The organism is Microbispora sp. NPDC004025 (assembly GCF_053604425.1).
The window spans coordinates 1-12777 of sequence record NZ_JBSGHN010000024.1 but is presented as its reverse complement, the minus strand read 5'-3'; the positions used below and the strand labels follow the sequence as shown (position 1 = coordinate 12777).

The following is a 12777-nucleotide window of genomic DNA, read 5'->3' as shown; positions in this document are numbered from 1 at the left end:
CCGTTTTCGTGCCAATGTCGCGCTCGGCTCCATGGGCCCATCACAAGCTCTTCTCACAACTTAACCGGGGTGGCCCCGCATTCCCCAATCAGGCTGTTCGGCGCAGAGATTCCCTGGTGTAGGCCAGCAGGCGCCGCGCCTCCCGGGCCACGAGCTCGGGATACTCCATCTGCGCCACGTGACCGGCGTGCGGAAGTGTGACCAGGCGCACGTCGTGGAAGACCCGTCCGGCCCGGTGCGCCATGCGGGCGTGGACCAGCCGGTCGCGCAGGCCGTACACGACGAGGGTGGGCGCGGAGACCCGCTCGGCCTGCCGCCAGAGGTTGTCCGGGCCCAGGCGGAAGTACTCCCGCACGATCGCGCGGGCGCAGCCCACCATGGCCGCCCCCGCGTGCGGCAGCCCGTCGCGGCGGCGCAGTTCCTCGACCGCCTCGCGCAGCCGCTCCGGGTGGACCCGCCCGACGTCGGCGTAGCACATGCTGAGTGTCGCGTGGATGCGCCGCTCCGGCGGCAGCGCGCTGAGCCAGCGGGCGGCCAGCTCGCCCAGGCGCGGGGCGGCCGACATCGCGATCCTGGCCGGGCCGTACCTCGGCAGCAGGTCGGGCAGTGCCGGCGAGACCAGCGTCAGCGACCTGACGAGGTCGGGCCGTGTGGCCGCGACCCGGACCGAGACCGCGCCGCCCATGGAATTGCCGAGAAGGTGGACGGGCCCCTCTCCCAGGGCCTCCACCAGACGGACCACCGCTCCGGCATGGGCGGGAAGCGAGTAGTCGCCGTCCGCCGGCTCCGGGGAGTGCCCCGCCCCGGGCAGGTCGACGGCGACCCCCCGCACGTCGTCGGCGAGCTCGCCCATGAGGTCGGTCCAATTGGTCGCCGAACCCGCCAGGCCGTGCACGTATACGGCGGTCTCCGGCGGCCCTTCCGGGGTCGTCCGCACGTGGATGCGCGTGTCCCCCAGATCGATGAGCCGGCCGGGCCACGGTGGAATCGGCTCGACACCCACGCGTCCTCCCCTGTTCGCCTCGCGTTCTCGACCATAACCCCGCCCGTACGCCACCTCGGCGGGCACTCCCGCTACCCCGGGGGCACGGGATCGATCATCCGGGTTCGCCCCGATCGGCGAGAGCGACATAGGGCCAATATCACCCCTATTCGGACATTTCGAAATGCGGATAGGAATCACAATTCGGACCAATGCGATGCTACCGGTGCCAACGATGCCAATAAAGAGATAAGTGAATGGCAAAAGCCGCCGATCGCCGTTTGTCGCTCGGACGGTGAGGAAAACAAGACAATGCAGGGATGATCCACCAAGGATCATCAGTAAGGGCATTTTCCGAGCGACTTGGAAAACGCCGGAGTGTCGGGGCAACAATCCTTCAAGGAGGACATGAAATGCCCAAGTTCAACAACCTGGCCGGGATCCTCGCGATCAGCGCCGCGCTCACCGGCGGTGCCGTAACCCTGGGTACCGCTGTCGCCGCCACCAGCGCGAACGCCGCCACCGTGATGGGCGGCTACGTGGGCGGGGGTGGCTACTACCCCTACGCGAACTACAACCGCAACCGGAACGGGCAGCGGCAGAAGAACAAGGCCCTGAACGGCAACAAGAACAAGAACAAGAACAAGACGAAGCAGTGGCAGCACGAGCGGCAGAACCAGGGACAGCACCAGTTCCTGCTGCGTGACTTCACTCTCGTGCTCACGCCGTTCCAGAAGACGGACACCGACGCGCGGGCGCTTCCGTACAACTGGCAGTACGGCAGCACGCAGTCGTACCCGTACACGCGAACGAACAGCGTCAGCGACCAGTTCAACAACCCGCGTCAGGCCCAGGACACCGTGGACCAGCCGAAGACGAACACGGCCACCGAGGTCAACCCGCGCATCAAGAAGAAGGACATCGACGCGGACATCGACGTGGACGTGGAGAAGGAGAAGAAGTTCGAGAAGAAGGGCATGGACCAGCCGGAGATCGTGCCCTGACGGAATCCGCACGAGCGGCCTCGGTGAACGTCCCGGCCACGGCGGGTGACGCGGAAACCGACGGCCACCCGTACTCGTGACCCGCGGTCTCGTCTGAGCCGCGACCCGCGAGCGACGCACGGCACACGCGCGTGACGGAGCGGCGGACACCGCCCTGCGGGACGGGCGGCGACCGGATGACCGTGAGACACGGCGCCGGCGCCACCCGTTCGCCGCTCCGTCCGCGGTCCAACGAGCAGTTGAGAGAGCAGAGCACCGGCGGCGTGTTTCGAGGAGAGGGCCGCCGGCGCCGGCCCAATGCATCGCGCCGCGTCATACACGACGGCGCCGAACCCACTACCACCCGCCCTGGTCCCCTCACCGGATCGGGCCGGGGTCGCGATATTCAGAGGAGAAACACCCAAATGTCCGCGTTGAAGAACATCGCCGGGCTTCTCGCCCTCGGCACCGCGCTGAGCGGCGCGGCCATCGCGCTCGGCGGCGCCACCGCCGGCACGGCAAGCGCAACGACCGTCATGGGCGGGTACGTTCCCGCTCCGTCCGGCGGCGTCCGCTACGTCCGGCCGAGCTACAACCGCAACTACAACACCAACCGGCAGGCCCAGGGGCAGAAGGGCCGTAACAAGAACAAGAACAAGAACAAGAACAAGAACCACGAGTGGCAGCACGCTCGTCAGTCGGAGAACCAGAGCCAGTTCCTCCTGCGTGACTTCACGCTCGTGCTCACGCCGTTCCAGAAGTCGTCGAACGGCTCCGCCGCGGTTCCGTGGAACTCCCAGTGGTCGCAGAACTCCACGATTCCTTACACCAGCACCAGCGACTTCAACCAGCTGCACAACCGGCCCTGGCAGGACCAGTCCTCGCAGACCGAGCCTCGCACGAACACGGCCACTCAGCTCAACCCGCAGGCCAAGACCAAGGATGTCGACATCGACGTCGACGCCGACATCAAGAAGGAGGAGAAGAAGAAGGTGTCGAAGCCCGTCGTCACGACGACGCCGATGCCCTGATCCGGGATCTGCCTCGTCGCCGGGCGACCGGCCACGATGACACCCCAGCCATGGGCTTGGGAATCGAAATAAGGGGCGCCCGTGCCCGCCGCGTCCGTGGACCAGTGTCCACGGGTCCGCGGGGAGCACGGGCGCTCCGCGCGTGCCCGCATCTCCGGTCCCCCCTGTACGGCCGCGGGGCGCCCCTGCGGGGCGGACTACAGACACGTTTCTCCGACCACCCGGTCCGGCCGCGCGGCGTCCGCGCGCGCGGACTTCAGACACGTGCCCGGCGGACCACAATCCGGGGCCAGGCCGCCTCGCGGCTCTCTCCGATCGGCACGGCGCTCGCCGGATGCGGCCGCCCCGCCTCCGCCCCGCCTCCGCTCCGCCCCCGGCCCGGGCCCCGCCTTTCACCCGTCCGCCGCGCGGCTTCGCGCCCGTCGTAGGTACGCCGGCGTCGGCCGGCTCCACGAGCCGCCCCGGTTGTGTCCCCGCTCCCCACTTCCCCGCGCCCGCGTTTCCGCCGGGAACGTCCGCACGCGTCCGGCGTTCACCTCGCCTCGGCACGCCGTCCGTCTCTGCCACCGCCGACCCGGGCCGAAAATCGGACATTCTGGGACAAGTCGCCCTTTATTATTCTAAGTCCCGCCATAAAGCACTAATAGCTGATCAAAAGCCACAGAGGTGTGTTTGTCGGCCTCGCCCCTCGGACATCAACGTATCGCAGGAACCCGGCCCACGGGGGCCATAGAGATATTTCTCTCGTATCTCCAGCGAGAAATATCGAAGGATGCGGGGAATTCCAATTCTTTCAAGGGGGACAGCAATGCCCAAGTTCAAGAACGTTCTCGCCGGCCTCGCACTCGGCACCGCGATCGCGGGTGGCGCGATCGCCATGAGCGCCACAGCCGCGAGCGCCGGCTGCGGAGACGGCTTCTTCGGTCTCGGCGGCATGCCGCCCCAGAACAACAACTTCGTTCCCATCGGCCTGAACAACAACAACAATTGCGGCAACGGGTTCAACAACAACTGCAACAACAACAACTTCTGCAACAACAACCAGAATAACAACTTCTGGAACAACCAGAGCTTCTGGAACCAGAGCGCGTTCTGCGACAACCTCGACAGCGACTCCAACTTCGCCATCGTCGGCCCCTGCGCCACGATCGCCTTCAGCGACAAGACCAACCGCGAGAGCAACTGGTTCAACAACGGCTGGTTCCAGAACAACAACTGGTTCAACAACAACCAGAACAACTGCTGGAACAACAACAACAACAACAACTTCTGCAACTGAGAAAGGCGGGGCCGGCAACGGCCCGCGAGACGACCGCGCCGCTCGGAATCCTGGCAGGTGAAGGGATGACGGAAACGGCCGGCCGCACCGTCCTCCACCGCCTCGACAGGAGAACGGCGCCCTGAGGCGCAGTCACGTTCCCGCGGCGTCGCGAGCTCCGTGAGCACTCCACGCTCCGGGAACGGCCGTTCGATCCAGCAGAGACAAGGGCTCCGGCGAGACTCTCGCCGGAGCCCTGACTTTTTTCCCATACGGCTTTCCCGTACGGCGGACTCGGGCGCGGCACCCGAGGCGACGAACTCGTATGCCGGGCTCCGGCATGCGAGAGGCGCCAGGACGCCTCTCCCGGCCCGGCCGAGTGGGCCGGAGCAGTGCCGGTGGCACGGGCCCGACGACGCTCCACCGCCACATCCGCTCCGGTCGCCGCCTCCGCTTCGCTCTCCCCGCCGAGCTCTGAGGCGCAAGCGCTCCATCCACAAATCGGTCAATCGAGACATTTCTCTTTCAATGCCTCTATGTCAGTCCATAAGACTCTAACTAGTGATCAAAAGCCTCAGATACTCGTTTGTCCGGCCAGCGCGCTGGAAATCATGACAGCACAGGAAGTTAGGGCCCAATTGGGGGCCCGAAGGACATCTCTCATAATCAAGAGAAATGGCCTAAACAAATTCAGGGCTACTGAATCCTGTCAAGGGGGACACGCATGTCCAAGCTCCACAAGATCATCGCTGGTCTCACGCTCAGCACCGCCGCCGTCGGCGGCGCGCTCGCCCTGGGCGCCGGCGCCGCCGGCGCCGCGACCAGGACCGGCGATGTCGACCGTCCCATCGTCCGAGACGGCCTGGCCAACGGCGTCGACGACAGCACGGGCGGCATCGCCCAGGGCAACCGGGGCATCGGCGAGCGCGGTGATCGGGAGAACGTCTTCCCTGTCTTCTTCAACCCGAACAACAACAACAACAACTTCGATCGCAACGACCGCAACCTGAACCAGAACCAGAACAACAACAACAACTGGTGGAACAACCAGAGCTTCTGGAACCAGGGGGCGTTCGCCGACCGGCGCGACGACTTCTCCGGTTTCGGGCTCGTCGCCAAGGACGTCGCGATCGGCTTCCAGGACAAGACGAACAAGGACAACACCTGGTTCAACAACGCCTGGTGGCAGAACAACAACTGGTGGAACTGCAACGACAACAACTGGTGGAACAACAACAACAACGACCGCGTGAACTGAGAAGGCAGGTCCAGCGGCTCCTGCGAGACGATCACGCCGTTCCTATGAGGTGACGGATCCGGAGAACCTCCCACGAGGTCTCCGACCCCGGCACACGGACTGGCGCCGTTGAATGCAGAGACACGTTCCTCGACCGGCCGGCCGCTCGCTCAACGAGCGACGGCAGCCTGAACGGGGACGGCCGTCAATCCTCCTACAGTGACAACCAAGGGCTCCGGCGGGAAGGTTCCGCCGGAGCCCTGCTCTTTGCCCTGGCCGCCGTCACCGCCGCCACAGGCTTCCCTCCGCGCTTTTCCCCGCCCCGCGATCGCAGCCGCTCCCGGACCTTCCCGACCAGCCCCACCGCATCGCGATGCGGAAGACCGGCACCCCGGCCGCCGGACGTCAGAACCCGGCCACACCAGAGGGGCAAATCGTACCTATCACTACATAAGGCGCATTATCCATCGAATCAAGCCTATACGCAGCTAATCATTAACTAAAAGCAGCAGGCGTCAGTTTGTCGGGCCGCCCGGCAGGAAATCACCACTAGCGTCGGAAGCAAGGCTCGATAAGAGCCACGAAGGAATTTCTGTCCACAGCAGGCGGACGGGAAATGCCGACAGACGCAGGGCAATTCGAAATCGAATCCTGTCAGGGAGGAACAATAATGCCCAACCTCAAGAAGATTTTCGCAGGGCTCGCGCTCAGCACCGCCGTCGTCGGCGGGGCCGTCGCCATGGGTGCCACGGCCGCCAGCGCCGACGACAACCCCTTCTTCTTCAAGAAGAACGACAGCCCCATCGTCAAGGACGGCGCGGCCAACGGCGTCGACGACAGCACGGGCGGCATCGCCCAGGACAACAAGAAGGGGAACGACTTCCCGAACGCGTTCTTCCCGAACAACAACAACAACCGGGAGCGCAACGACCGCAACCACAACATCAACGACCGCAACCAGAACAACTGGTGGGACACCAACAACTGGTGGGGCCAGAACCTCTACAAGGACGACAAGGCTGAGCACGACGCCTTCGGCCTCGTCGCCAAGGACGTCGCCTTCGGCTTCCAGGAGAAGGACGACCGGGCCTTCAACTGGCTCAACAACAACTGGTGGGCCGACCAGAACTGGTGGGACAACAACAACAACGACTGGTGGAACCGCAACGACCGCGAGCACAACAACAAGAACAACAACAACCACAACAACGACGTCTGATCCGCGAGGCCTGACGCCTCGCGCGACACCGCGCCGTCCGGTCGGATGACAGAGCCCGGTGGGCGGGGCCTACGAGGTCCTCTCCGCCGCCGGCTGGGGACGACGGCGCAGATGAGTGCAGCCAGGTGTTTCCGGCGCCTCCGCGCACCAAGCGACAGGAAGCCCGGGAACGCCGTCCACCGGATGGCATGAGACAAGGGCTCCGGCGAGATCCTCGCCGGAGCCCTGACCTTTGCGCGCCCGGTCCCGCCCCGCCATCACCTCACCAGGCCGGTGAACCGGCTCGCACCGTCCCGCCCCACACCCCGCCGTGCCAGTCCCGAACCAGCGGCACAGCAGGGACGAAGTGCACGAGAACCGGGGATTGGGAACACCGCGCCGCGGACCGGGAACCCGCCCTACCCCGCATCCCGCCGGAACGCGTCAGACATGAACGTCGATCAGGTAAGCGATCACTCAACGCGAGGCGTCGCAGCACAACGCCGGCCCAAATCCCCTACGGCCGAGTTTGCCGGCAGGCCACATCGGCAATTAAGACGCCACGGGCGATAGTCGGACATACAGGACATCGCTCGGACATTTCCGACAGACCCTGGAAATGTCGTACTCGGGCACTCCATCCTTCGAGGAGGACCTCAATGCCCAAATTCCGGAACGTCATCACCGGTCTGGCGGTCAGTACGGTAATGGCCGGCGGCGCGCTCGCCCTGAGCGCCACCACCGCGCACGCGGCCGCCTCTGGCACCCCGACCATGACCAGCAACTGGGGCCACGGTGACCACTACGGACGTCGCGGTCGCGGCTGCCGTAACGCGGCCGTCAACCGCAACGACTTCCGCGTCTTCAAGCTCAAGTACGAGAAGGAGAAGAAGGTCAACCGGAAGAACGTGGCCTTCGCATCCGGTGACGCCGTCATCGAGATCGACGGCGACGACGACGACTGACACTGACGGGTGACACCCACGCGTACGGGGCCGTCGGCGCGAAGCCGCGGTGTCCGGGCTCGCCCTGATCACGCCTCCGCCACCTTCGTGGCGATCGGGCGGCGGTGAACGGGCGGCCGAGAGCTCACGGCCCTGTACGGATCGCCCACTTCCGTACCGTGAAGAAAGCCCCGGCGGACCAGTCCGCCGGGGCTCCTCGAACAGCTACAACAGCCTCGGACAGCTGCACGACAGCTCAGGACGGCCGGTTCACGCGGACCGGCGGGTCTTCCGCTTCTTGGGCGCCTTCTCCTCCTCGTCCGCGCCGTCCGACGCGGCCTTCCTGGCCGCGCTTCCGGAGGAGGCCGCGGCCTTGGCCTTGGCGGCCCTGCCGGGCGCCTTGGCCTCCGTGGCGCCCTGACGCTCCCGCTTGGCCGCCTCGACACTGGCCCGCAGCGCGGCCATGAGGTCGACGGCGGGGCCGGCCTCCGCGGGGGTCTCGGGGGCGACGAGCTCCTTGCCGGCCACCTTGGCCTCGATGACCTGCTGCAGCGCCTCCCGGTAGGCGTCCTTGTACTCGGTGGGATCGAAGTCCGCGACCATCGTCTCGATGAGGGACTCGGCCATCTTCAGCTCCTGGGGACGTACGTCGACGTCCTCCTCCAGGAACCCGAAGTCGGCCTCGCGGATCTCGTCGGGCCAGAGCATGGTCTCCAGCACGAAGACGCCGTCACGCACGCGGAGGGCGGCCAGCGACTCGCGCTGCCGCAGGGCGATCTTCACGACCGCCACCTGTCCGGATCGCTCCAGCGCGTCCCGCAGCAGCACGTACGGCTTGGCGCCCTGCCCGTCCGGCTCCAGGTAGTAGGACTTCGCGAAGTAGATGGGGTCGATCTGCTCCGCTGGGGTGAACTGCAGCACGTCGATCCTGCGGGAGGTGGTCAACGGCAGGTCGGAGAAGTCCTCGTCGGTCAGCACGACCATCTCGCCGGTCGCGAGCTCATACCCCTTGGCGATGTCGGAGTACGGCACCTCTTCCCCGTCGACCGAGCAGACCCGCTTGTACTTGATCCGCCCGCCGTCCTCCCGGTGCACCTGGTGGAACGCCACGTCCTTCTGTTCGGTCGCCGAGTACAGCTTCACCGGGATGGTGACCAGACCGAACGAGATCGCGCCTTTCCAGATGCTGCGCATAGCCACATTCTCGTCTCTGTGTTCGAACAACGCTATGGTGGGATTCAAGGGAGTTACCTGATGGGCAGGTACCCACTATGGCGGTGCCGTATCCGATCGAGCCGATGCTTGCCATCCCAGGAGAAATCCCCCTCGACCCCGAGGCGTACGCGCTGGAGGTGAAGTGGGACGGCATCCGCGCGCTCGCGTACGTCGACGGCGGCGTGCGGGTGACCGGGCGGCACGGCGCCGACTTCACCTCCCGGTATCCCGAGATCTCGGCCGCCATGGCGCCGCTCGCCGGCCGCAGGGCGGTCGTCGACGGCGAGGTGGTGGCCTTCGACCCCGAGGGCCGGCCCAGCTTCGCCCGGCTGCAGAGGCGCATGCACATCACCGATCCCGCCGGGGCCCACCTGCTCGGCCGGCTGCCGGTCTCCTACCTGCCCTTCGACCTGCTCCATCTCGACGGGCACACGCTCCTCGATCTGCCGTACCGGGACCGCCGGGCGCTGCTCGACTCGCTCGGCCTGGGCGCGCCGCCGTGCTTTCCCTGTGAACCGGCCGTGCTGGAGGCCACCAGGCGGCAGGGGCTGGAGGGCGTGGTCGCCAAGCGCCTCGACTCGCCGTACCGGCCGGGACGCAGGGCGGACTGGTGGATCAAGGTCAAGAACCTGCGCACCGCCGAGGTGGTCGTCGGCGGCTGGCGGCCCGGCAAGGGCCGCCGCGCGGGCGGCGTCGGCTCGCTCCTGGTCGGCGTGTACGCCGGGACCTCCCCGGCCGAGTTCCGCTTCGCCGGCCACGTGGGCACCGGGTTCACCGACGCGACGCTCGGCGACCTGCTCCGGCTGATTGAGCCGCTCGAGATCGGGCAGAGCCCCTTCTCGGACGGGCTGCCGAGGGAGATCTCCAGGAACGCCCGATGGGTCCGGCCGGAAGTGGTCGGCGAGGTGGCGTTCACCATGTGGACGCGCGACGGGCGGCTGCGCAACCCCGTGTGGCGGGGCGTGCGCGCCGACAAGGTCCCCGCGGACGTGCGGCGGGAGGAGCAGGAATGACCGAGAAGGTGCGGGTGAAGGTCGAGGGCCGCCTGCTGGCCCTGACCAATCTGGACAAGGTCCTCTATCCCGACGCCGCGTTCACGAAGGCCGAAGTGATCGACTACTACACCCGGATCGCGCCGGTCCTGCTGCCGCACCTGAAGGGGCGCCCGCTCACGGTCAAGCGTTACCCGAACGGCGTCGAGGGCCAGTTCTTCTTCGAGAAGAACGCCCCGGAGCACACGCCCGACTGGGTCCGTACGGTGACCCTGCCCGCGCCGGGCAGCACCAAGAACCGCGAGGAGATCGACTTCGCGGTGGTGGAGGACCTGCCGACCCTGGTCTACTACGCCAACCTGGCCGCCCTGGAGATCCACGTGCCGATGTGGCGGGTGGCCAAGGACGGCGAGCCCCAGCCGCCCGACACCCTCGTCTTCGACCTCGACCCGGGCGCCCCTGCCACCATCGTCGACTGCTGCCGCGTCGCCGTCCTGCTGCGGCGGGCCCTGGCGGACGACGGCCTGGACGGCTTTCCCAAGACCAGCGGGCAGAAGGGCATGCAGCTCTACGTCCCCTGGGACCGGGGACCGGGGACGTCCGAGTACGCCAAGGCGCTCGCCCGGCGGATGCAGGCGGAGCACCCGTTCGTGACCAGCGTGATGGCGAAGAAGGAGCGGCCGGGCAAGGTCTTCATCGACTGGAGCCAGAACAACCCGGCCAAGACGACCGTCGCGCCCTATTCGCTGCGCGCCGCCGGACGGCCGACCGCCTCCACTCCCCTGCGGTGGGAGGAGGTCGAGGCCTGCGACAGCCCGGACCAGTTGGTGTTCACCGCTCCTGACGTGCTGGAGCGGGTGGCGGAGCACGGTGACCTGTTCGTACCCCTCACCGCTTAGCCCTGCCGCTTAGTTCCGCCGCCGCCCTGGCCGTAGTGTTGGACCTGTCGCAGCCGACCTTCGAACGGAAGGACACGCAGATGCCCGAGATGGACCCCCTCGACGAGACGGTCGAGGAGATCTCGATCGAGGCGCCGGAGGCCGACGCTGTCGAGCAGCACCAGCTCGTCAAGGTCCCCGACGACCGGCGCTGGCCCGAGCGCGTTCCGTTCGACGCCGACCCGGCCGACGTGGTCGAGCAGGAGCGCACGGTCGACCTCGACGACGACGACTATCGTTGACCCGAGTTACCCACGCGTAGGATGAGGCCCCGGGGCGGGAGCCCCCGATGCGCATCTTCCAAGGAGACTGCCGTGACCGCTACCCCGGACGCCAAGCCCCGGGGCACCCGGCTACCCCGGATGGCCCGCCGCCGCCAGTTGCTGAGCGCGGCACAGGAAGTGTTCGTGGAGAACGGCTACCACGCGGCGGCGATGGACGAGATCGCCGAGCGGGCCGGTGTGAGCAAGCCGGTGCTCTACCAGCACTTCCCGGGCAAGCTGGAGCTGTATCTGGCACTGCTGGACCTGCATGTCGACGACATGGTGACCCGGATCCGGCAGGCTCTCGAGTCCACCAGTGACAACAAACAGCGGGTGCAGGCCGCCATCGGCGCCTTCTTCGACTTCGTCTCCAGCCAGGGCGAGGCGTTCCGGCTCGTCTTCGAATCCGACCTGCGCAACGTCGCGCCCGTACGGCAGCGGATGGAGCGTTCGCTGCACGAGAGCGCCGAGGCGATCAGCCAGGTCATCCAGGAGGACACCGGCTGTTCCAGTGACGAGGCGCACCTGCTCGGCGTCGGCCTGGTGGGCATGGCCGAGGTGAGCGCGCGCTACTGGCTGAGCAGCCACGGCTCGATCCCCAAGGAGGCGGCGACCCAGCTGATGGCGCGCCTGGCCTGGCGTGGCATCAGCGGTTTCCCGCGCACCGGCTGACCGGAATCCTGTTCGCTTCACGCGATCACAGGGCTCACCGCTCCCCGGGGGGACGACGATGGGTAGGGACCAGCCCTCGCGAAAGGGGAGCCCGATGGAAATCAAGATCGGTGTGCAGTCGGTGCACCGTGAGCTCGTCGTGGAGACCGACCTGTCGGCCGAGGAGATCGAGGAGGAACTCCGCAACGCGCTCGCCTCGGAGAAGGGCGTCTTCACACTCACCGACACCAAGGGCCGCCGCGTGGTCGTCCCCGTGGCCTCGCTCGGGTTCGTCGAGATCGGCGAGGACGAGACGCGCCCCGTCGGCTTCGGCGGGACTCTCTAACCCACCGCGACAGCCCACCGACAGCTCTCCGAGGCCGTCACCGGCCGGCGGCGGCGCGCGCCCACCACGCGCGCCGTCCCGGCGGCTGACCGTGAGGTCCGATGCGGGCTCCGTCGATCGGTTGTCCGGGAATCGCCGCGGGCTCAGGTGCGTCCGTAACCGCATCCGCGGGGACGGCGGGTCAGATCCGCGCGATGGGGATCCCGCCTCCCGCTGATCGTCGGACAGCCCGCGCTTCCTCTCCGCAAAATCGCACGCGGAGTCCAGGTGTTCGGCCCACATCTCGTCAAGGAACTGCCGTAGCGGCGCGAGGCCCTCATGCTCGCACCGTACATCCGTTTGGCACGTGCGCGACCCATGAACGCCGGACCGGCCGCCGCGCGGGGCCGCCTGCCGTACCTCCCGGCCCCCGCAGTCCCAGGAGTCTCGCCAGGTCAGCGGACCGGCAGGCGCACGGCATCGGCGCCCGCGACAACCGCGGAACCCGTGAAGACTACGGGCCCGGTGTGAGGCCGAGGGCCGCCATCCGCTTGCCGTGCTCCTCGGTCAGCCTGGCGAACATCCGCCCGACCTCCGCCAGGTCCTCACCGTTCTCGCCCACCAGCAGGGCGGCGAGCTGCGGCCGGGCCGCGGGGGGGGGGGGGCCCCCGGGCCCCCCCCCCCCCCCCCACCGCCGGGCCCCCCCCCCCCCGCGGCCCCGCCCCCCCCCGGGGGCGGGCAGGCCCCCGCGCCCCCCCCC

Annotated in this window: 13 protein-coding genes; 11 read left to right on the top strand and 2 right to left on the bottom strand. The window is 67.5% G+C overall.

Annotation, left to right across the window (positions count from 1 at the left end; all coding sequences use genetic code 11):
• Positions 1-88: 88 nt before the first annotated feature.
• Complete coding sequence (locus ACWEQG_RS37020) at positions 89-1003, bottom strand: alpha/beta fold hydrolase (protein WP_452292080.1); 915 nt, start codon at positions 1001-1003, stop codon at positions 89-91.
• 392 nt (positions 1004-1395) lie between these two features.
• On the opposite strand from ACWEQG_RS37020, the gene ACWEQG_RS37015 reads away from it, so the two are divergent.
• The 6 genes from ACWEQG_RS37015 (at position 1396) to ACWEQG_RS36990 (ending at position 7654) form a co-directional block, all read left to right on the top strand.
• Positions 1396-1986: a hypothetical protein gene (locus ACWEQG_RS37015; RefSeq protein ID WP_452292079.1), complete on the top strand. Its 591-nt coding sequence runs from the start codon at positions 1396-1398 to the stop codon at positions 1984-1986.
• Between the two features lie 404 nt (positions 1987-2390).
• Positions 2391-2996 carry a hypothetical protein gene (locus tag ACWEQG_RS37010; RefSeq protein ID WP_452292077.1) on the top strand — a complete coding sequence of 202 codons (606 nt, stop codon included), beginning with the start codon at positions 2391-2393 and terminating at the stop codon, positions 2994-2996.
• Between the two features lie 808 nt (positions 2997-3804).
• The gene (locus ACWEQG_RS37005) at positions 3805-4275 is read left to right on the top strand and encodes a hypothetical protein (RefSeq protein WP_452292075.1); all 471 of its coding nucleotides are present in this window, start codon (positions 3805-3807) and stop codon (positions 4273-4275) included.
• A 703-nt stretch (positions 4276-4978) separates the two neighbouring features.
• Positions 4979-5512, top strand: coding sequence for a hypothetical protein (locus ACWEQG_RS37000; RefSeq protein ID WP_452292073.1), 534 nt, complete (start codon positions 4979-4981; stop codon positions 5510-5512).
• A 649-nt stretch (positions 5513-6161) separates the two neighbouring features.
• The gene (locus tag ACWEQG_RS36995) at positions 6162-6710 is read left to right on the top strand and encodes a hypothetical protein (protein ID WP_452292071.1); all 549 of its coding nucleotides are present in this window, start codon (positions 6162-6164) and stop codon (positions 6708-6710) included.
• 638 nt (positions 6711-7348) lie between these two features.
• On the top strand, positions 7349-7654 hold the full coding sequence (locus tag ACWEQG_RS36990) for a hypothetical protein (RefSeq protein WP_452292069.1): 306 nt from the start codon (positions 7349-7351) through the stop codon (positions 7652-7654).
• Between the two features lie 249 nt (positions 7655-7903).
• Here the strand turns inward: ACWEQG_RS36990 and ku are convergent, their stop codons facing one another.
• On the bottom strand, positions 7904-8827 hold the full coding sequence (gene ku, locus ACWEQG_RS36985) for a non-homologous end joining protein Ku (protein ID WP_452292067.1): 924 nt from the start codon (positions 8825-8827) through the stop codon (positions 7904-7906).
• Positions 8828-8931: 104 nt separating this feature from the next.
• Here ku and ligD (ACWEQG_RS36980) point away from each other — a divergent pair, with 104 nt between their 5' ends.
• The 5 genes from ligD (ACWEQG_RS36980) to ACWEQG_RS36960 all read left to right on the top strand — a co-directional run bounded on the left by ligD (ACWEQG_RS36980) (position 8932) and on the right by ACWEQG_RS36960 (position 12038).
• Positions 8932-9861: a non-homologous end-joining DNA ligase gene (gene ligD / locus ACWEQG_RS36980; RefSeq protein WP_452292065.1), complete on the top strand. Its 930-nt coding sequence runs from the start codon at positions 8932-8934 to the stop codon at positions 9859-9861.
• Positions 9858-10739, top strand: a complete 882-nt coding sequence (ligD, locus tag ACWEQG_RS36975) for a non-homologous end-joining DNA ligase (protein WP_452292063.1) — start codon at positions 9858-9860, stop codon at positions 10737-10739. The genes ligD (ACWEQG_RS36980) and ligD (ACWEQG_RS36975) overlap by 4 nt, the downstream gene beginning before the upstream one ends.
• Before the next feature lie 80 nt (positions 10740-10819).
• Positions 10820-11020, top strand: coding sequence for a hypothetical protein (locus ACWEQG_RS36970; protein WP_363462149.1), 201 nt, complete (start codon positions 10820-10822; stop codon positions 11018-11020).
• 72 nt (positions 11021-11092) lie between these two features.
• Complete coding sequence (locus ACWEQG_RS36965) at positions 11093-11713, top strand: TetR/AcrR family transcriptional regulator (protein WP_169948767.1); 621 nt, start codon at positions 11093-11095, stop codon at positions 11711-11713.
• A gap of 94 nt (positions 11714-11807) precedes the next feature.
• Positions 11808-12038 (top strand): DUF3107 domain-containing protein, encoded by a 231-nt coding sequence (locus tag ACWEQG_RS36960; RefSeq protein ID WP_363462147.1) that lies wholly within the window; start codon positions 11808-11810, stop codon positions 12036-12038.
• Positions 12039-12777 lie beyond the last annotated feature (739 nt).

Coding starts and splice junctions, on each gene's coding strand:
- ACWEQG_RS36990 (WP_452292069.1), top strand. CDS start 7,349: ATGCCCAAATTCCGGAACGTCATCACCGGTCTGGCGGTCAGTACGGTA.
- ACWEQG_RS37005 (WP_452292075.1), top strand. CDS start 3,805: ATGCCCAAGTTCAAGAACGTTCTCGCCGGCCTCGCACTCGGCACCGCG.
- ACWEQG_RS36960 (WP_363462147.1), top strand. CDS start 11,808: ATGGAAATCAAGATCGGTGTGCAGTCGGTGCACCGTGAGCTCGTCGTG.
- ACWEQG_RS37015 (WP_452292079.1), top strand. CDS start 1,396: ATGCCCAAGTTCAACAACCTGGCCGGGATCCTCGCGATCAGCGCCGCG.
- ACWEQG_RS37010 (WP_452292077.1), top strand. CDS start 2,391: ATGTCCGCGTTGAAGAACATCGCCGGGCTTCTCGCCCTCGGCACCGCG.
- ligD (WP_452292065.1), top strand. CDS start 8,932: ATGCTTGCCATCCCAGGAGAAATCCCCCTCGACCCCGAGGCGTACGCG.
- ligD (WP_452292063.1), top strand. CDS start 9,858: ATGACCGAGAAGGTGCGGGTGAAGGTCGAGGGCCGCCTGCTGGCCCTG.
- ACWEQG_RS37000 (WP_452292073.1), top strand. CDS start 4,979: ATGTCCAAGCTCCACAAGATCATCGCTGGTCTCACGCTCAGCACCGCC.
- ku (WP_452292067.1), bottom strand. CDS start 8,827: ATGCGCAGCATCTGGAAAGGCGCGATCTCGTTCGGTCTGGTCACCATC.
- ACWEQG_RS36995 (WP_452292071.1), top strand. CDS start 6,162: ATGCCCAACCTCAAGAAGATTTTCGCAGGGCTCGCGCTCAGCACCGCC.
- ACWEQG_RS36970 (WP_363462149.1), top strand. CDS start 10,820: ATGCCCGAGATGGACCCCCTCGACGAGACGGTCGAGGAGATCTCGATC.